The organism is Aminobacter niigataensis (assembly GCF_946995915.1).
Taxonomy (GTDB): domain Bacteria; phylum Pseudomonadota; class Alphaproteobacteria; order Rhizobiales; family Rhizobiaceae; genus Aminobacter; species Aminobacter niigataensis.
The window spans coordinates 2,303,424-2,321,016 of record NZ_OX341517.1 but is presented as its reverse complement, the minus strand read 5'-3'; the positions used below and the strand labels follow the sequence as shown (position 1 = coordinate 2,321,016).

At 62.2% G+C, this 17,593-nt stretch carries 18 protein-coding genes; 8 read left to right on the top strand and 10 right to left on the bottom strand.

What is annotated here, in order from left to right; genetic code table 11:
* The first annotated feature begins 287 nt into the window (after window positions 1–287).
* Window positions 288–662 carry a hypothetical protein gene (locus tag O1Y97_RS11295; protein ID WP_183259996.1) on the top strand — a complete coding sequence of 125 codons (375 nt, stop codon included), beginning with the start codon at window positions 288–290 and terminating at the stop codon, window positions 660–662.
* Window positions 663–958: 296 nt separating this feature from the next.
* Here O1Y97_RS11295 and O1Y97_RS11290 read toward each other — a convergent pair whose 3' ends face one another.
* The gene (locus tag O1Y97_RS11290) at window positions 959–1,468 is read right to left on the bottom strand and encodes a GrpB family protein (protein ID WP_108609806.1); all 510 of its coding nucleotides are present in this window, start codon (window positions 1,466–1,468) and stop codon (window positions 959–961) included.
* A gap of 327 nt (window positions 1,469–1,795) precedes the next feature.
* Here O1Y97_RS11290 and O1Y97_RS11285 point away from each other — a divergent pair, with 327 nt between their 5' ends.
* A complete protein-coding gene (locus tag O1Y97_RS11285) occupies window positions 1,796–2,161 on the top strand; it encodes a hypothetical protein (RefSeq protein WP_318764053.1) in 366 nt (121 codons plus the stop codon).
* Between the two features lie 19 nt (window positions 2,162–2,180).
* On the opposite strand, the gene O1Y97_RS11280 is transcribed toward O1Y97_RS11285, so the two are convergent.
* The 5 genes from O1Y97_RS11280 to O1Y97_RS11260 form a co-directional block, all read right to left on the bottom strand.
* Window positions 2,181–3,332: a branched-chain amino acid ABC transporter substrate-binding protein gene (locus O1Y97_RS11280; protein WP_318764052.1), complete on the bottom strand. Its 1,152-nt coding sequence runs from the start codon at window positions 3,330–3,332 to the stop codon at window positions 2,181–2,183.
* Window positions 3,333–3,376: 44 nt separating this feature from the next.
* Window positions 3,377–4,162 (bottom strand): type I restriction enzyme HsdR N-terminal domain-containing protein, encoded by a 786-nt coding sequence (locus tag O1Y97_RS11275; protein WP_159091629.1) that lies wholly within the window; start codon window positions 4,160–4,162, stop codon window positions 3,377–3,379.
* Window positions 4,163–5,083: 921 nt separating this feature from the next.
* Window positions 5,084–6,730, bottom strand: coding sequence for a peroxidase family protein (locus O1Y97_RS11270; RefSeq protein WP_318764051.1), 1,647 nt, complete (start codon window positions 6,728–6,730; stop codon window positions 5,084–5,086).
* Between the two features lie 107 nt (window positions 6,731–6,837).
* Window positions 6,838–7,323 carry a GNAT family N-acetyltransferase gene (locus tag O1Y97_RS11265; protein WP_108607392.1) on the bottom strand — a complete coding sequence of 162 codons (486 nt, stop codon included), beginning with the start codon at window positions 7,321–7,323 and terminating at the stop codon, window positions 6,838–6,840.
* A 3-nt stretch (window positions 7,324–7,326) separates the two neighbouring features.
* Entirely contained in the window at window positions 7,327–8,343 is a 1,017-nt protein-coding gene (locus O1Y97_RS11260) for a lytic transglycosylase domain-containing protein (RefSeq protein ID WP_318764050.1), read from the bottom strand.
* A gap of 236 nt (window positions 8,344–8,579) precedes the next feature.
* Between O1Y97_RS11260 and O1Y97_RS11255 the strand changes: the two genes are divergently transcribed.
* Entirely contained in the window at window positions 8,580–9,104 is a 525-nt protein-coding gene (locus O1Y97_RS11255) for a methylated-DNA--[protein]-cysteine S-methyltransferase (protein WP_318764195.1), read from the top strand.
* A 90-nt stretch (window positions 9,105–9,194) separates the two neighbouring features.
* On the opposite strand, the gene O1Y97_RS11250 is transcribed toward O1Y97_RS11255, so the two are convergent.
* A complete protein-coding gene (locus O1Y97_RS11250; RefSeq protein ID WP_183259988.1) occupies window positions 9,195–9,524 on the bottom strand; it encodes a hypothetical protein in 330 nt (109 codons plus the stop codon).
* A gap of 383 nt (window positions 9,525–9,907) precedes the next feature.
* On the opposite strand from O1Y97_RS11250, the gene O1Y97_RS11245 reads away from it, so the two are divergent.
* On the top strand, window positions 9,908–10,117 hold the full coding sequence (locus O1Y97_RS11245) for a cold-shock protein (protein WP_055970634.1): 210 nt from the start codon (window positions 9,908–9,910) through the stop codon (window positions 10,115–10,117).
* 302 nt (window positions 10,118–10,419) lie between these two features.
* On the opposite strand, the gene O1Y97_RS11240 is transcribed toward O1Y97_RS11245, so the two are convergent.
* The 3 genes from O1Y97_RS11240 to O1Y97_RS11230 form a co-directional block, all read right to left on the bottom strand.
* Window positions 10,420–11,031, bottom strand: a complete 612-nt coding sequence (locus O1Y97_RS11240; protein WP_183259986.1) for a glutathione S-transferase family protein — start codon at window positions 11,029–11,031, stop codon at window positions 10,420–10,422.
* Window positions 11,032–11,155: 124 nt separating this feature from the next.
* Window positions 11,156–11,995: an EAL domain-containing protein gene (locus O1Y97_RS11235; protein WP_318764049.1), complete on the bottom strand. Its 840-nt coding sequence runs from the start codon at window positions 11,993–11,995 to the stop codon at window positions 11,156–11,158.
* A complete protein-coding gene (locus tag O1Y97_RS11230) occupies window positions 11,995–12,897 on the bottom strand; it encodes an EAL domain-containing protein (RefSeq protein ID WP_318764048.1) in 903 nt (300 codons plus the stop codon). Before O1Y97_RS11230 ends, O1Y97_RS11235 begins: the two co-directional genes overlap by 1 nt.
* 281 nt (window positions 12,898–13,178) lie before the next feature.
* Here O1Y97_RS11230 and O1Y97_RS11225 point away from each other — a divergent pair, with 281 nt between their 5' ends.
* The 4 genes from O1Y97_RS11225 (at window position 13,179) to O1Y97_RS11210 (ending at window position 17,499) form a co-directional block, all read left to right on the top strand.
* Complete coding sequence (locus O1Y97_RS11225) at window positions 13,179–14,381, top strand: pyridoxal phosphate-dependent aminotransferase (RefSeq protein ID WP_318764047.1); 1,203 nt, start codon at window positions 13,179–13,181, stop codon at window positions 14,379–14,381.
* Window positions 14,382–14,648: 267 nt separating this feature from the next.
* On the top strand, window positions 14,649–14,996 hold the full coding sequence (locus O1Y97_RS11220) for a hypothetical protein (protein WP_183259981.1): 348 nt from the start codon (window positions 14,649–14,651) through the stop codon (window positions 14,994–14,996).
* 120 nt (window positions 14,997–15,116) lie between these two features.
* Window positions 15,117–15,287, top strand: a complete 171-nt coding sequence (locus O1Y97_RS11215; protein ID WP_018428911.1) for a hypothetical protein — start codon at window positions 15,117–15,119, stop codon at window positions 15,285–15,287.
* A gap of 322 nt (window positions 15,288–15,609) precedes the next feature.
* On the top strand, window positions 15,610–17,499 hold the full coding sequence (locus tag O1Y97_RS11210) for an MFS transporter (RefSeq protein WP_183259979.1): 1,890 nt from the start codon (window positions 15,610–15,612) through the stop codon (window positions 17,497–17,499).
* Window positions 17,500–17,593: the final 94 nt, after the last annotated feature.

Below are 17,593 nucleotides of genomic sequence, written 5' to 3'. Positions count from 1 at the left end.
GAACGCCGGTAGGCCAGAGGGAGGTGCAAAGGATCGCGACCTCCTCCCGCTTTTGCGCTCAGCTCCATCCGCCCCCCGCCGTTCAGCTCGCCGGCACACGCCGGAACAGCCCCAGCAAAGCCACTAGCCGGCTCAGACGCGCGGCTTGAAACCGAGCATCAATGCGCAAGCAGAAGCTAAAACAAGACCGCCTTCTTTTCGCGGTACTTCGATATTTCTTCACCTCCACCTTTTCACCCGCATAGATTGCAGGTAACTCTTCACGATCGGGTGGGGAGTATTTGAGAATGAAGCTGAACACTATGCGGCTGGCACTGGCATCGGTGCTGGCGGGACTGTTGGTCGCGGCCGTGCCGGGCGCGGCGATGGCCAAGGACAAGGGTTCGCTGGCCGGCGAGGCAGGCAACAAGCGCTATCCGCTGCAGTTTGGACAGACGACGGGCCCCTGCAAGGACGGCTACAAGAAATATGTCGCCGCATCCGGCCACTCGGCCTACGCGCAGACGCACCTAGGCGCCGTCGAAGCCTTCTACTGCGGCGCCTCCCTCAACGCACCGTCCCAGGCGGCCGCCGAAAAGCAGGCGCTGGAGCGCTGCAACTCGGTCGGCAAGACGTACAAGATGAAGACCACGGGCAAGTGCGCGATCTACGCCTCGAAGTGAACTGGCGCTTCTCACAGCGCCGATAAGTTCACTGCCCTTGCCCTCCATCACATGGGCCGAATAGCGCGATTGGACCTCCCTCCCCCTTGTGGGGAGGGATTGAGGGTGGGGGTATTCCGCGAGCGCAGCGGATCACCGCGCCTATTTGCGGCATTCGGTAGCAAAAACCACCAGACCTATGATGGCATCGCGACTACCTTGGTTCCGGTGAAAACGGAGCCTCGGACCATCGAAAACCAACAGAAAGGCAGAGCATTGCAAGAGGCAAGCGCATCTTCTGCTGTCAACCAAAGTCATCAAACGTATCCCAGCGCTATCTCTACTATCCCCTGAACAAACTGGCTTTTTTCTGAGGTGTAACGATCTCCATCATATGGAAACTGTGCAGCAAGCCGCCTCTTCAAGAATGAATACTCCTTCGCAGCATCATCGTGGTGGCGGAGGTATTCGCGAAACACCAACCGGCGTTCATGAGTGCGATTTCCCTCGGGGCAAAGATAGACTCGAAGTTGAGGGGCCGAGCTTTTCAACAAGAACGCCCAAACGTCATCGTCGTACCGATTTCCCCGAGGCTCATATCCCGCATTGACCAAGCCCGCGCTGCCACGGGGAATTGCTGACAAACTCGACAATGTGACGTCGATATCAATGATAGGCTTGGCGGGGATGCCTGGAATCGCAGTACTTCCAACGTGGTCAATAGCCACAACGCTGGAGCCGAGCGTTGCTCTTAACACCGCTTCAGCATCGGAAAAGTGCTTCGCCCAATTCGGATCATAAGGAACGAGTTCGACCAAAGTTGGCATCGGCATCATCCTCAGACGCGGAAAGCACAACGCTAACTTATTGATGCCCTACAAGTCACCCGCTGTCCGAACAGGATGACCGCTTGTAGAGATATCCGGACAAAGCCACTGAAGACACGTACTGGGCTCGCAGTTAAACTTGGCAAACGTCTTGATACATCCTTACGGACGCGATTTTCTCAATCAATTCAATTAGATACGTTGCTTTTTGTGATCTTTGCGACCTAGTGCCCCCTATTTGCGCATAGAGGCAGTTGCCACCACGCGCCCCACTCTCCCCATCCCACTCCCATCCGGCTACCCTGCCCCAAACGCAGGAATCGCCGCATGCCCATCGCCTACGACCCCTTCGACGAGATCCGCCGCGAGGCATCCGGCACGAGCCTCATCCCGCCACAGGTGGTAGCCGACAACGCCGCCAAGGGACTTGCGCTCAGAAAACAATTCGGACGCGGCGGCACCGAGATCGGCGTCGCCCGCGCCGAGGAGCTTGTCGCCCGCACCGAGCTTTCGCCCCACACCATCAAGCGGATGGTCAGCTACTTCGCCCGCCACGAGGTCGACAAGCGCGGCAAGAACTACGGCAACGAGCAGACCCCCTCAGCCGGCTACGTCGCCTGGCTGCTCTGGGGCGGCGATGAAGGGCGGGCGTGGGCGCTGGAGATGAAGGGGCGGATCGCCGCCGCCCCCTGACGCACAGGCGCTGCAGGAACTACTTCTGCATCACAGGAGAGTAACTGCCGTCAGCCTTCCACACGTACCAGGCGACATCTGGCTCCCGGCGATCGCCCTTGGCATCGAAAGTCAGCGGCCCCAGCACCGTCGGGATCGGCGATCCCGAGCGGACGGCCTTGGCAACGGCCTTCGGGTCACTCTTGCCTGCAATTTCAATGCCCTTCGCTACCACCTGCACGGCGGCATAGGCTTTCAGCGTATAGGCTTCCGGCTCGAAACCTTTCGCCCTGAATCGCGCGACGACGGCTTGCGCATCCGCGTGATCCCGGTCTTCCAGCGAGAACGCAAACATTGTCCCTTCGATGCCTGGACCTGCCGCCTTGGGAAAATCGGCAGAGAAGATGCCATCTCCGGCGATGAACTGGGGCTTGAAACCGGCCTCGCTGGATTGGCGCACAAGCGTTGCCATCTCATCGGCAAGGCCACCGAAGAAGACCACGTCGATCTTTTTTTGTTTCATGCTCGCAATCTGCCGCGACATGTCCTTCTGCCCGATCTTGATCTTGGACATCAGTTTCTCCGGCTGCCCGGCCGCCTTCAGCGCGGCTTTTGCCTTGAAGGCAAGGCCGTCGCCGTATGGAGTACCGTCGCTCAGAATGGCGGCATTCTTGCCGGCAAACGCCCTTGCGATGTACTCCCCGGCCAGACGGCCCTGAACGTCGTCCCTGCCGGCCGTCCGGTGCGTGTTCCAGAGATTCTTGCCCTTACCGCCGCCGTCGGTGAAGTATGGATTGGTGGACGCCGGAGTGATCATGAAGACGCCCATCTTGGCGTACACTTCCGAAGCAGGGATCGAGGCCCCGGAATTGAAATGGCCGACCACGAACCGCACGCCGGACTTGGCAAGGTTCCTGGCCACCGCTTGCGCGGTCGCACCATCTCCCTTGTCGTCGACGACATCGATTTCGAGCTTTTGACCGCCGACCCCCCCATTGGCGTTGATATCTTCGATCGCCAGTTCCGCTCCTCTATGAACCTGTTCGCCCATCGGGGCGAACGGGCCTGACATTGGGGCGGCAACGGCAATCCTGAGTGCAGCTTTTTCCTCTGCAAAAGCAGAAGACAGACCGCACAGCAGCAATACCACGAGCGCCAAAAGTGACCGACCCGCGTAGCTAACGTCGTTCATCAGCAGCTCCCTATCCATCACATCCGATGCCGGCGAAGTTAATTTCATGATGCGTCAAGGCTTACTGCCTTCGCCGCCTTGCTCTTTGCCCGCTCCAATTTCAGCGCGGCCTTCTTGATCCTGGTCGCCGCCTCCTTGGCCTTGTCGCCCTCGATTGTGTCACGCTTGATCACTTCGTTTTCGACAAGCAGGGCAAGGTTCTCGTGCGCCACCTTGATGTCCGGGAATAGCCGCCGGATCTCCCGTCGAAGTACCGAAATCACGGGTTCGGATCGAAGTATCGTAGACACAGTGAACTTGTTGAAAAGCTGGGCTTGCTGGTGGAACGCATCCATCGCGTCGGTGGTCAGGCCTTCCTTGGCGAACAAGAACAATTGCTGCAGATGGTCCTCATTCTTGGCGTTCAAGTCTGTGAAGGCGATCCGGCAAACCTCCTCATGGCTGATCTGGTTGGCCACGTAGATGCGCACCAGCCGCCATTCGACGGCGTTGGTCAAAATGACCCAGTGAATTCCTTGGTGCGCGCCGTAGTCGATCACTTGCCGCAAGTGATTTTCTGCCAAGCTGCTGCCGGCTGACTTGACCTCGATCAGCAGGCGAAGCTGCCCTCCGATCCTGATAGCAAGATCGCAGAATGTCGCCTTGATCTGATGTTCGGCAGTCAGGTCATCATACTTATCGTAGCCGAAAACATCGGCCAGTATGTCTTTCACCAATGTGACAGTGTCAGCTTCCGCCACATCGGCCTTCTGCTGGGCCAAGGCTATCCGCTGATATTTCTTCAAACCCGGCGCAACCCGGTCGACAAATTTCTTAGGTAATTTGTTCAACGTCTCGCCCTCCCTCTCCCCGGGAAAGATTTGATGGTGAATTTACTTGGAAGACAAGCATAAATTGCAAAAAGACCGAGCTCTAGCATCTGCAACCAGTGGAGTATTTCTCCATGTACCCAATCAAATCGACAATGCGCTGCTCGTCATCCTAGGGCGGAGCAGGAGCGAAGCGACGTGCGGAAACCCTGAGCGCCATGAGGCCTGACTGTCACCATCTGTCAGCAATCCGCGTGGATAGACCCACCCCTCTTTTCCACGCCCCGAAAACCTCCCGTACAATCCTAGCCAGTTCCTCCCGCGGGAACGCCGGTCGCGACGGTGGCATGCGGGGAGGAACCGGCGCCTCCGATCAAGGGCTAACGTGGCTCATGGTCCGGGGAGGTTCCGTCCAAGGGTTCCCCCTCGGGTATTACGGCCCGGGTGCGCTGGACGATGCGCTAGTGGGGGCATGGGCGAAAATGCCCGATGCTCCGGAAGCGGAACGGACGGGAACGGAAATCGCCGGCGGTGCGCGGGTTCGCGCCACCATTTAGCATTCGGCAGGCACGGCCCCGCGCCCCGCTTCCCGAACTTCCTCATCCTGAGCTTGTCGAAGGATGACAATGGCCAGGCGCGAAAGCGAGCGTGGCACAGATGAAGTGCGCGAACTCCCCTTCTCCCTTGTGGGGTGAGGAGTGGTGGCCGAAGGCCAGGAAAAGCCAACGATTTGGCTTTTCCAACGACGAACGCCCGGAGCCATAGCGGAGGGCCGGGTGGTGGCCGAGCGAAGCGAGGTCGGATGAGGGGTGTTGGAAGGAATGAGAGGGTGGAGAAATGGATGTCGTCGGGAGGTTCGGAAATGCCCCACTCCGCCCAGCACCCCTCACCCGCCTTCACTTCGTTCAGGCACTTCTCCCACACGGGGAGAAGGAACACCCCTCAATCCCCCACCGGGTTCAGGCTCTTGTCCGGGTCGGCGGGGCTCTCCCAGGCAGCGACGAACTTCAGCAGATCGGCCATGAAGAACGTGCCCGGCACATCAGCCGGCAGATGCGGCTTCCATGCGGGGTCGGAGAGATAGGATCCCTCGTCGCCCTGGACGAGGCCGACGAACACCTCGGCAACGATGCGCGCCCCCACCGGGCCGAGCCGCCTACCCGCGCCGCGCAGCTCGGCTTCCTTGAGGATGTAGTACCAGAGCGGCGTCTTGACGTCGAAGCCGAGCGACTTCGCCACCGCGCCGTCCGCTCCAGTGGCGATCTCGGCCGGCGAGATCGGGTCGAAGGCGATCTTCCGGCGCATCAGCGCGGCCACGGCCTGGCCCGGCGGCAGCCCGATCTGCACCCCGCGCCTGAGGTTGCGGAAGGCAAGGCTTGCCTTGGCCGAGCCGGTCTCCGCCCCGGGCAGCCGGTGCAACGCGCCGGCCAGCAGCGGATCCAGCCGGCGCGAATGATTGAACTCGGCCTTGATGGCGTCGGGCGCCGGCAGCTCGAAATAGCGCCGCCAGTCGATCACCCAGTTGCTCGGGAACGTGCCCTGCCCCGGCGTGCCACTGTCGAGCCCACCCGACAGGTTGGTGAAGCGGAAGAAGAAGTTGAACGTGCCTTCGGCCAGATGCGGCTCGGGCGAACGGAAGATGCGGTTGTGGTTGTAGCGCGGCCTGACCATCGAATGGCCGAGCCGGTAGACGGCGCCGGAAAACTCCCATGGCATGAACGGCTTGGTCTTGAAGCGGTAGAATTTTCGCCCCTCGTGCAGGATCCGGGCGACGATGCCCGGCTCGGTCAGCCGCTCGACCCAGTCGTGCAGCACCATCCACTGGTAATGCCAGCGCACCGTCCGCGCCGCCTCGGCAAACAGCCTGTCGTCGGGCACCGTGCCCTTGAGATGGTCGACCACGACGTTGTGGAACTTCAGGAAGGCGAGATGGATCTGCGCGACGATCAGGTTCTCGTCGTTGCGGTGATCGCCGATCAGCGCCACGCCCTGCGCGTTGCGCGGCAGGTCGTTGGGCAGCTGCGGCACCTGCTGGCCGGGCCGGTCGGGATTCTCGATCGACACCTCGGCAGCGCCGAGCAGCAGCTTCGGCGTATCGACCACCTGGCCGTCGGCATTTGGCCCCCGCGCGAACAGGAAGCGGTGCGGCCCCGGCCCGGCGCCATAGACGCAGTCGAGGTCGAGCCCCGGCGTGCGGAAGTTGCGCGTCATCTCGGGGTCCGCCATCGCCTCGCTCAGCGGCGTCAGGTCCAGCGTGATGTCGTGGTCGACGAACTGGCCGAGATAGGTGAAGCCGGCTGGAATGTCGGGGTTGTCGAGCCCCGCCTGGGCGGGGTCGCCGGGGGCGAGGTCCGGCTCCACCATGGCGTTGGCGAGTTCGAGCAGGTCGGCGTCCGTGGCCGTCAGCCCCTGCCCGCGCAGCTCGCCGAACATGAAGTCGAAGAAGGCTTCGCCCTGCGCGCCGCCGACGGCCAGCGGCGACACCGCGGCCGGCGCCGCTCGCGCCGCGGCAATGACCGCGCCCTCCGCCAAGATCTGCCGGCTGACGAAGCCGTGTCTGCTACGCTCCCTGAGATTCGGCCCGGCCATGAAAGTGCCTCCCCTGACTGGCGTGAAGGGGAACAGCGTAATGCCGATCGCGAATTATCGCAATCTAGAATAGCATATATCAATTGATGTATACTAATGGTTGTACATTACTCTCCCGACCAGTCGACCTCGGTCATGCCGAGCCGGAGATAGAGCCGATAGGCGGCGGCGTTGCCGAAGCGGTTGGTCTTGAGGTCGACATGGCCGGTCCCGCGCGCCGCGAAGGCCGCAAACACCTGCCGCATCAGCGCCTCGGCAATGCCCTTGCCGCGAAAGTCGGGGTGCACGGCAAGGTCCTTGACGAAGCCGCCGTTCCAGCATTGTGCCGCACCGGCCAGCCGCCCGCTGCTGTCGTGGACGAGGAAGCACAGGCCGGGATCGAACTCGGCGTCATCGGCGAGCCTGGGCCACCAGACGTCGAACGGGCCGTTCAAGCCGTCGTCGAAGGCAAGCTCGAGCAGATCGTGCAAAGCCCGGGCGTCGGACGCCTGGAACGTCCGCATCGCAAAACCGTCGGGCCATTGCGGGGTATACGGTTCGCCGCCCAGCACCTTGCGCAGGCGAACGTCGTTGTCACCTTGCGGCGAAGGCATGTGTCAGCCGCGGTGGCGCGCGCGGTCGCGGCCGAGCCCGGTCTCGTCGAGCAGGCCCTTGCGCTTGGCGTGGTAATAATAGCCGCTCTGGTAGAGCTTGTCGGCCTGGTCCTCATTGCCGTCGGCCACCATGAAGGCGCCGCGCAGATATTTGACGGCGAATTTCAGGTTGGTCTCCGCGTCGAGCAGGCCGTTGGCCGGGCCGTCATAGCCCATGCCGCGCGCCGTCGCGTGCTTGATCTGCATCAGGCCCCAGTGCCCCCTGTTATAGGCCAGCGGATTGAAGGTGCTCTCGCGGTTGACCACGCGCCGCACCAGCTTCTCCGGCACTTCGTAAAGGGCCGCGTATTTCGAGATCAGTTCATCGATCTTGTCGCGCGAGGCCAGCGCCGGGCTGTCGGGCGCGGCATAGGACGAGGTGGCGAAGCTTTCGGGCGCGACATTGCCGAGCGACGCTACCTGGTAGCTCTTCGGCACCGGCGCCTTGGCCGGCAGGGCGTAGTCGGCAAGCGTCGGCGCCGGCGGGAACGCGCCGGAAAGCTTGGGGTCGCTGGCGGCCGCAACGATATCGCCACCGGCCATCGGCGCCGTCATCGGGTCGACCGGAGCCTTGGCGGCAGCAACGACGGGCGCATTGGCGGCGGCAGGTGCCGGTGCAGTGGTGGCCGGTGTCTTGGCGGCTTCAGATGCAGTTGCGACGGCGACGCTACCAGCCGCCGGGGCGGTCGCTGCAGCGGCAACGGTGACATCCGATGCATCGGGCTCGATCGCTGCAGCTGCAAGCACGGCCGTTGCCGGCGACGCTTCGACCGCGGCAAACGAGGTCGGCACCACGGCAACCGTCTCAGGCAGCGCGAGATCGGCCCCGGTAGATGGGGCAAGGCTCGTATCGGCGCTCAAGGCAACGTCCGCGCCTGTCGAAAGGTCTGTGGAAAGCGCCGCTGTGTTTGTCTGGCAGCCCGACAGCAGAGCCGTCGCCAATGCCGCCGAGATCAGCAGATGGGTCTTTATCGCCGGCAAATGCACACTCTGGTTAATGATTTCGTCCCGCCCGAACCTCCTTACATGAAGGCCCCGGCCCGGGCAATCCACAGGCGGATGCGGTTTTCGGGTGGCATAGGGCCGCAGATCGTGCGAAAATGTTCCCGATATGTACCGATTTCGCAACGAATGCTTCGACGAAAGGAACTGATGTGGACAACGCCATTTCCTTGCCCTTGCCCGGTCATGCGGTGTTCGAAACAGCGCTAGGCTTCATGGCGCTCGCCTGGAGCGATGCCGGCCTGACCCGCGTCTGCCTGCCCGAGAAGACCCATGCGGCAGCCGAACGGCGCTTGTTGCGCCTGGCCGGCACGGACGCAGCAACCCTCGACACTGACCAAATTGCTCCGGCATGGATTGCTGCTCTCGTCGCCGACATCAGGCGCTATGCCGAAGGCACCGATGTCGATTTTTCCGACGTACCGGTCGACCTCGCCGGCGTCGACGATTTTCGCAAAGACATCTATGCCGCAGCCAGAAATCTCCATCACGGCGAGACCACCACCTATGGCGGACTGGCGGAGCAGGCCGGGCACAAGGGCCTGTTTCGCGAAACCGGCGCAGCACTCGGCAGCAATCCGATCCCCCTGGTCATTCCGTGCCACCGCATCCTGGCGGCCGGCGGCAAGATCGGCGGCTTCTCGGCAACCGGCGGCTCGGTGATGAAGGAAAGAATGCTGGTGCTGGAAGGCGTCCACGTCGGCCCGCCGCCGGCAGCGCAGGTATCATTCGGCTTCTAAGATCGCAAACAGCGTCATGCATATGCACGGTAGCGTGCCCATCCCAGTCGGAGCGGAATGGGCAAGGCTACCTCGGCACGGAGCCGGCGCTCAATTGTGCGGGAACAGCCGGCGCTTGAAGAAGAATCGGTCGCGCTCAATCTGCTTGCAATTGTAGACCGGGCACGATCTCGCATCGGCGGTTGGCACATAGGCCCGCCGTGCCTCCTGGCCCGACGGGCAGAAGCGGTCGTTCCTGACATAGCGGTCGTAGCGCGGCACACCCGAGGTTGGCGACGTCCAGCGCAGGATCGCCACGCCTTCGCCGCGCACGGCCCCCTGCACCTGGGCGCAGCTCATGCTGGTCGAAATATAGCGCGAGACGGCCTGGGCCTCGGCCGCAAACAGAGTCAGGCAAGCAGCAAGCAGAATGATTTTCATGACAGTTCTCCGAAGACTTCGGCAGCGGCACTCACGCATCAACCCGATGATGGGAATCGGATTTCGGGTTGATGCTGCGATACAAGGGGCTGCAGCGTGGCTTGCGCATTCTCCAATCCACGACGCTGTAACGCCAAGCAATATAACACTTTTCGCCCGCCATGGTTGCATGACTATTGATGCCGGTTTCGAGCATCCAGCATCAGGAAGGGCTTGCGCTGAACGACAATTGCCCGTATATCGCTCCCGTTGATATTTCGGCCGACAGATCCGTGCCCCGCGACACACTCGCGTTTGCAGACGTCTATCTCCAAAATTTCGATATCACGGGTCGGGCACATAGCTTGATCAAGACCAAACTGCAGACGACAAGGATTATCGCAATGGCAACTGGCACCGTTAAGTGGTTCAACGCAACCAAGGGCTTCGGCTTCATTCAGCCCGACGCAGGTGGCGCGGACGTATTCGTCCACATCTCCGCTGTCGAGCGTTCGGGCATGGGCTCGCTGGCCGATGGCCAGAAGATCAGCTTCGAGATCGAGCAGGACCGTCGTACGGGCCGCTCGTCTGCCGGAGCTCTCAAGGCAGTCTGATTTAAGGCGCGCGGGAGCGAAAGCTCTGATTGCGTAGCAAGTCACGGATGTACTGGCGGCAGCGCGACAAGCGCGCCGGACTCAAAGCCTGAAGGACGATGCGGCAGATTGCCGTGAGCCACGGGCCAAAGGATCCAGGATCAGCTGCTGACAGCGGAAGGCGGGGTTACACCCCGCCTTTTTGTTTTTTGACGGACGGCAAGAACTGCGGATCGACTGAGAACCTGCCTCGCCGTACTCACGAAAAGGCCCGGAGATCATACCGATCTCCGGGCCTTCTTATTTTGTAGCACCAAGCCTAGTCAGGGCAGCCAGCCGATCGGCACGTGGCCAGGGTCGGCCCGGACGCGGTCAAGCCAGGCACTCACCGCCGGGAAATTCGCCAACTCAAAGCCGCCCGTGCCAGCATCATGCGTGTAGGCGTAGAGCGCGATGTCGGCGACGCTTATAGCATTGCTCGCCAGGAACGGCGTCTTGGCCAGTTGGACTTCCATCACGCCGAGCGCCTTGTTGCCGCTCTCCAGCAAAGACGCCAGGCGTTCCGGCGTCGCCTGCGCCGCACGCTCGGGATAAACGTACAGCGAGCGCCGTACCGCGACATAGGGCTCATGGCTGTATTGCTCGAAAAACAGCCATTGGTAGACGAGCGCCCGCTCATAGGCATCGGCCGGCAACAGCCGGGTGCCCTCGGCCAGATGCAGCAGGATGGCATTCGATTCGGCAAGAAAGCGGCCGTCGTCCAGCTCGAGCAGCGGCACCTTGCCGTTGGCGTTCTTGGCAAGATAGCCGGGTGAACGCGTTGTGCCGTCACGCGAACTGGTTTCGACATGGGTGAAAGGCCGCCCAAGCTTTGCCATGAGCAGGCGTGGCTTGTAGCAATTGCCGCTGTCGGTCATTCCGTAGATCGTGGTCATTGCGCTGGCCCTTGTTCGACCGCGATTATCACCGCGCGGAAACGTCAGACCAGCGATTTGTTCTGCTGCGAAACATCAGCATTTGTGATGCTTCGCCAGGCATCAGCCGAACAGCGGCCAGGTGTCAGCCAAACAATGGAACAACGACACATTCGCCGCGGCGATATTGCGACGCCTCGCGCGGTCCGTCGGCAAAGACGCTGCCGACCAGCATTGCCGGCTCGAGCAGGTCGCCCTGGAACAGCTCGACGCCGGCACCAAGGGCTATTTCAAGACGGCTTTCGCTGTCGATGCCCTCGACCAACACCGCTGCCCCTTGCGCCTTGAACTCCGAGACTACGGGCCGCAACAGCCGGCCGGTAGCGGCGTCGGCGCAGAAACGCTCGAACGACACCCGATCGAGCCTGACGATGTCGGCATTCACCCGACTGGCTGCATGCGCATCCGGCTGCTCTGCCCCGTGATGAGCAAGCGCGACACGCAGGCCCAGTTCACGCAAGGCGTTGGCAAGGCGCTCGTCGACGCCATCGATTTCGCAGACCAGCTGCGACACATCGAAACCTTCGTCCTCAAGGACACGCACCATGAAACACAGGTCGTCCATGGCTTCGTCGCCACCGCTTCCATCGTGACGGAACAGCAACGAAATGCCTTCGACGCCGATATTGTGGACGTTGGCGAGCGGCAGTGCCTCGATCATGCGCCCGACGATCGCGCGATCTTCGGCAGCCACTTCAGCGAGGAATTCGAGCATCGGGACCGGCTGGCCCTGCAGGTAGGGCACGACATGCGCATCGGCGGTCACCGGCGTCAGCCGGCCCTGCTCATGCCTGAAGATCGGCTGCATGGCGCAACGCAGGCGGAAACCGCCATGGATGCCGTACTCCAGCCCAACCTCGTCGGCGACGATCTTGGCAGCAAGATCCGCCGGCAGTGCGCCAAAGCCGAAAAACCCGTCACTCATCACGATGTCCTTTTGCCGAAACTTCGGCCTGTTCTCGGCGCGCTGCCTGCCAGCGGGCCAGCGTCTCCGGCCACGGCCGGGGACCCCTGTTGCTTGCCGGCGGCTTCGGGTGCTGCCGGCTCGAAATGCGAAAAATCCGCCGGCACGATCTCCGGCATTGCCAGCACGAACCCCTGCACCATCGAGGCGCCGGAGCGCTCGGCCAGTTGCAGTTGCCAGCTCTCCTCGAGCCCCTCGAAGACGGTGCGAATCCCCTTCTCTTCGAAGTTCGCCACCATTTCCTTGAGCAGGGCGAAGCCTGCACCGGATTCCATGAGGCGGCTGATCCAGTGGGCATCGAACTTGACGATGTCGGGCTTGATGTCGCGGATCCGCTTGATGTCGGATTCGGCCGAGCCGAAATCATCCACGGCGATGCGCAAGCCGTTTGCCTTGAGGGCCCGGACGAAATCGAACAGCGCCTCTTCCGAGGCCGGCTTCTCGGTCACTTCGCAGACGATGCGGCGTGGATCGATGCCGGTCTCGTTGAGAACCTGGCGCATGTCGCGCAGCGCGTGTTCCGAAATCGAGCGGTCGAGAAACACCGACGGATCGAAATTGATGAAGATCGACGCAGCCTTGGGCACGAACGTCGCGGCGTTGAGCAGATGCAGCGTCCGTGTCAGGGTCTCGACCTGCAGTCGCTCTGCACTGTCCACGACGGCGAAGAACATGCCCGGGGGCACCGCGTCCGCTCCACGAAACGGCCTGATCAGCCCTTCGAAGGCCGTGACCAGCAAACGGCCCGACTGAAAGGCGAAAATCGGCTGAAACGCGCTGTGCAGGGCGTGCACGCCCCAGACTCCGGTCGCAGAACCGTCGTCGTGCCGGATGATATGGGCGAGCCCGATGCTCTTCGACACGGTCCGTCCTATTTCCGGAATGCTGGCGAAATTGCTCCGCCAAAATCTCATCGAAGATTTGATCGCCGGTTAACGGAATGTCTCAAACTTGACCCACGTGCCGGCAGCCGCCTGCTTATGCACAGCTTCACCAGGTCTCTGGCCCAGCACATCCGGCACGCCAAGGCGTCAATATGCTTGCGATTCCTTGCGTCATGCGACATTACAGCGCCGCGCGTTCCGTTGGACGCGCAAAAGCGGTCGCGCGACCGCGTGTTTTTCCGAACCGGAGACCTGAAGTCATGGCCTTTCTTGCCGATGCCCTTTCCCGCGTTAAGCCTTCCGCGACCATCGCGGTCACGCAGAAAGCGCGCGAGCTGAAAAACGCCGGCCGCGACGTCATCGGCCTGGGCGCAGGCGAGCCTGACTTCGACACGCCGGACAATATCAAGAATGCGGCAATCGAAGCCATTCGCCGCGGCGAGACCAAGTATCCGCCGGTTTCCGGCATTGCGCCCCTGCGCGAAGCCATCGCCAAGAAGTTCAAGCGCGAGAACAATCTAGACTACAAGCCGGAGCAGACCATCGTCGGCACCGGCGGCAAGCAGATCCTGTTCAACGCCTTCATGGCAACGCTGAACCCCGGCGACGAGGTCATCATCCCCCGGCCCTACTGGGTCAGCTACCCCGAGATGGTGGCGATTTGCGGCGGCACGCCGACCTATGCCGAGACCAGCATCGACAACGGCTTCAAGCTGACGGCGGACGCACTGGCAAAGGCGATCACGCCGAAGTCGAAGTGGCTGGTCATGAACTCGCCGTCCAACCCCTCGGGCGCCGCCTATAGCGAGGCCGAGCTGCGCGCCATCGCAGACGTGCTGCTCAAGCATCCGCATGTCTGGGTGCTGACCGACGACATGTACGAGCACCTGACCTATGGCGACTTCGTCTTCAAGACCATCGCCGAGGTCGAGCCGAAACTCTACGACCGCACGCTGACCATGAACGGCGTGTCGAAGGCCTATGCCATGACCGGCTGGCGCATCGGCTACGCCGCCGGTCCGATCCAGCTGATCAAGGCGATGGACATGATCCAGGGCCAGCAGACCTCGGGTGCCTGCACCATCGCCCAGTGGGCTTCGGTCGAGGCACTCAACGGCCCGCAGGACTTCATCGCCAAGAACAAGGCGATCTTCCAGGCCCGCCGCGACCTCGTCGTGTCGATGCTCAACCAGGCGCGCGGCATCACCTGCCCCTCGCCGGAAGGCGCCTTCTACGTCTATCCGTCCTGCGCCGGGCTGATCGGCAAGAAGACGCAAGGCGGCACGGTCATCACCGACGATGCGGTCTTCACCTCGGAGCTGCTCGAGGCCGAAGGCGTGGCAGTGGTCCAGGGTTCGGCATTCGGCCTCGGTCCGAATTTCCGCATCTCCTACGCCACCTCGGAGAAGATTCTCGAAGAGGCCTGCACGCGCATCCAGCGCTTTACCGCCTCTCTCGTCTGAGCTCACATATCTGACTGTTGGAAAAACCCGGCTCCGGCCGGGTTTTTCTTTGCCGGCTGTGCGAATCGACCGAAACTGTCATGAGGTTGCCGGCAGGAATCTTCGATTCTCATACGCTGTTATACATTTGCATATTGCCGTGCCGGCCCGAACTCTGTTAATCTAAAGTAACTATATCCGCCGTAGCAGGCGGAGGTATGCAGAGGCGTCCAGAGGCAGCAATTGTATCAGCATAGACAGCAGCAGCAGGGGCGAAGGAGCAGAAGTTTGCTCGCGCACTTGTTCTTGCTGCTGCTACCGGTTTTTGCTGCCCTCACGGCCTCGGTTGCATCGAGTCACGCGCATTTCAGCAATCAAGACGAAAGCCCTCAGCTTTCCGCCGGCGACGCGCCCTACACGGAACCCGCTGATCCTTTCGCGCTTCCGATGTGGAGCGATTCATGCGTCACGCTGGCTGAGGGCAATTGCGACCTCGCGGATGACAACGGCTTGCTTCGGGCTGCTCACGGCCTGCCGATCGCGGCCATCGACAGCGCCGCATCGCCGGCCGGCTCGCCTTTCAATTTCCTGCGCGCACGAACGAGCGCACCCCGCGCACCGCCAGCCCAGGCCTGACGGCGCAACGCGCCCCACCTGCGCCGCATGACCGGTCAACTCGCGACACATTCATAGGCTCGTCGCACACCGGTCGTCCTCCCACGGGACTACACGTCCCGGCAAGTCTCAGGAATTGTCATGTCTAAGACACACCCACTCGGATTCCGTATCGAACGCGACCTCAAGGAAGCGCTCGTCAAGGCGGCCAAGGACGATCACCGTTCGGTGTCGTCGATGGTCGAAATCATTATCGCCCGGTGGCTGCGAGACCGCGGCTACCTCGTCGAGAAGGAAGAACGGGCCGCCTGAGCCCGCACTTCCCGGCAGATGGCTCGGCGGCGCAATCGTGCCGCCGGGCAGCATCCGCCAATAGCTTTCCGTCTGCGCACGCCGGTGAGTTCGAACAAGGAGCCAGACTGTTCTGGCGCCAGCTACGCATCGCTTTTGCGATGCAGCATCAATGGCTTCGAACACTTCGCGACTGCTTCTACGACTAAGGTCATAATCCCAAAGCAGCGATGGATAACGCCTGCCTCCCGGCGTTATCACTTCGACCGTGGTTAGGTTCGGCGGATTCCCCCGGAGATTGCTCTCCAGGCCTTTACCGCCGGCACTCTGGGAGGAGACAATAATGGCAATTTCGGCAACCGCCGACGCCCGCCGCGGGCGAGGCATGACGCGAGAAGAGAAGAAAGTCATCTTCGCTTCTTCGCTCGGCACCGTGTTCGAATGGTACGATTTCTACCTTTACGGTTCACTCGCAGCCTTCATCGGCGCGACCTTCTTCGCCTCCTACCCCGAGGCGACGCGTAACATCTTCGCGCTGCTTGCTTTCGCTGCCGGCTTCCTGGTGCGCCCGTTCGGCGCGCTCGTCTTCGGCCGCATCGGCGACCTCGTCGGCCGCAAATACACCTTCCTCGTCACCATCCTGATCATGGGCCTGTCGACCTTCTTCGTCGGCCTGCTGCCCGGTTCCGCGACGATCGGCATCGCCGCTCCGGTCATCCTGATCGCGCTGCGCATGCTGCAGGGCCTGGCGCTCGGCGGTGAGTATGGCGGTGCTGCGACCTATGTCGCCGAGCACGCCCCCGATGACCGCCGCGGCTACTACACCTCGTGGATCCAGACCACCGCGACGCTCGGCCTGTTCCTGTCGCTGGTCGTCATCCTGGTGGTGCAGACCTGGCTCGGCAAGGAAGCCTTCGCCGCCTGGGGCTGGCGCGTTCCGTTCCTGCTCTCCTTCATCCTGCTCGGCATCTCGGTGTGGATCCGTCTGTCGCTTTCGGAATCGCCGACCTTCCAGCGCATGAAGGAAGAGGGCAAGGGTTCCAAGGCGCCGCTGTCGGAAGCATTCGGCCAGTGGAAGAACGCCAAGATCGCGCTGCTCGCGCTGTTCGGCCTCACCGCCGGCCAGGCCGTGGTGTGGTACTCGGGCCAGTTCTACGCACTGTTCTTCCTGCAGAACGTGCTCAAGGTCGACGCCCAGGCCGTCAACATCATGATCGCGATTTCGCTTCTGCTCGGCACCGGCTTCTTCGTGCTGTTCGGCTGGCTGTCCGACAAGATCGGCCGCAAGCCGATCATCATGGCTGGCCTGGCACTCGCCATCGTCACCTATTTCCCGCTGTTCAAGGCGCTGACCTGGGCCGCAAACCCGGCACTCGCCACCGCCCAGCAGAACGTTCGCGCCACCGTCACCGCCGCACCTGGCGACTGCAAGTTCCAGTTCAACCCGGTGGGCACCGCAAAGTTCACCACCTCCTGCGATATCGCGACGTCGTTCCTGACCAAGAACTCGGTTCCTTATGACGTCGTTACCACGGCGGCTCCGGGCACGCCGGCTTCGGTCAAGATCGGCGACGAGACCGTCACGTCCTATGACGCCATCGCCGCGGGCGATGCTGCCAAGGCGAGCGACGCTGCCTTCGTCAAGGCAGTCAACATCGCCCTTCACGACGGCGGTTACCCGCTGGTCCGCGGCGCTGCCAAGGTTGCCGACCAGAAGCTCGACGCCTTCATCGCCGCCAACCCTGAACTGAAGCTCGACGCCGCCGCCATCCGCGCCGGCGAAAAGACCACCGTTCCGACCGAACAGGCGATCAAGGACAAGATCGTTACCGCTGAAGAGGCGGCCGGTGCTCCGGAAGTCGGCTTCTTCAACATCCCCGCCGGCGGCTCCTTCGCCATGGTCGCCGATCCGGCAGCAGTGAGCTGGCCGATGGTCATCGCCATCCTCACCGTGCTGGTCATCTACGTGACCATGGTCTACGGCCCGATCGCCGCGATCCTGGTCGAGATGTTCCCGACCCGCATCCGCTACACCGGCATGTCGCTGCCCTACCACATCGGCAACGGCTGGTTCGGCGGCCTGCTGCCTGCAACCGCATTCGCCATGAGTGCTGCGGCCGGCGACATCTACTACGGCCTCTGGTACCCGATCGCGATTGCCGCCATGACGCTGATCATCGGCACGCTGTTCGTCAAGGACACGCTCGGCACCGACCTCAACGCCAAGGACTGATCCTCGGCACCAACGCTAAAAAGCCCGGCAGGTGCCAACCTGCCGGGCTTTTTTTTGTTTTCTGGGGATGGCGTCGCTTCGCACCGGCAAGCCC

What these genes read in the sequence shown, in the direction of transcription:
- O1Y97_RS11250 (WP_183259988.1), bottom strand. Translation starts at nt 9,524, where the DNA reads ATGAAAATCATTCTGCTTGCTGCTTGCCTGACTCTGTTTGCGGCCGAG.
- O1Y97_RS11225 (WP_318764047.1), top strand. Translation starts at nt 13,179, where the DNA reads ATGGCCTTTCTTGCCGATGCCCTTTCCCGCGTTAAGCCTTCCGCGACC.
- O1Y97_RS11270 (WP_318764051.1), bottom strand. Translation starts at nt 6,730, where the DNA reads ATGGCCGGGCCGAATCTCAGGGAGCGTAGCAGACACGGCTTCGTCAGC.
- O1Y97_RS11215 (WP_018428911.1), top strand. Translation starts at nt 15,117, where the DNA reads ATGTCTAAGACACACCCACTCGGATTCCGTATCGAACGCGACCTCAAG.
- O1Y97_RS11245 (WP_055970634.1), top strand. Translation starts at nt 9,908, where the DNA reads ATGGCAACTGGCACCGTTAAGTGGTTCAACGCAACCAAGGGCTTCGGC.
- O1Y97_RS11295 (WP_183259996.1), top strand. Translation starts at nt 288, where the DNA reads ATGAAGCTGAACACTATGCGGCTGGCACTGGCATCGGTGCTGGCGGGA.
- O1Y97_RS11265 (WP_108607392.1), bottom strand. Translation starts at nt 7,323, where the DNA reads ATGCCTTCGCCGCAAGGTGACAACGACGTTCGCCTGCGCAAGGTGCTG.
- O1Y97_RS11280 (WP_318764052.1), bottom strand. Translation starts at nt 3,332, where the DNA reads ATGAACGACGTTAGCTACGCGGGTCGGTCACTTTTGGCGCTCGTGGTA.
- O1Y97_RS11285 (WP_318764053.1), top strand. Translation starts at nt 1,796, where the DNA reads ATGCCCATCGCCTACGACCCCTTCGACGAGATCCGCCGCGAGGCATCC.
- O1Y97_RS11255 (WP_318764195.1), top strand. Translation starts at nt 8,580, where the DNA reads ATGGCGCTCGCCTGGAGCGATGCCGGCCTGACCCGCGTCTGCCTGCCC.
- O1Y97_RS11235 (WP_318764049.1), bottom strand. Translation starts at nt 11,995, where the DNA reads ATGAGTGACGGGTTTTTCGGCTTTGGCGCACTGCCGGCGGATCTTGCT.
- O1Y97_RS11210 (WP_183259979.1), top strand. Translation starts at nt 15,610, where the DNA reads ATGGCAATTTCGGCAACCGCCGACGCCCGCCGCGGGCGAGGCATGACG.
- O1Y97_RS11290 (WP_108609806.1), bottom strand. Translation starts at nt 1,468, where the DNA reads ATGCCAACTTTGGTCGAACTCGTTCCTTATGATCCGAATTGGGCGAAG.
- O1Y97_RS11240 (WP_183259986.1), bottom strand. Translation starts at nt 11,031, where the DNA reads ATGACCACGATCTACGGAATGACCGACAGCGGCAATTGCTACAAGCCA.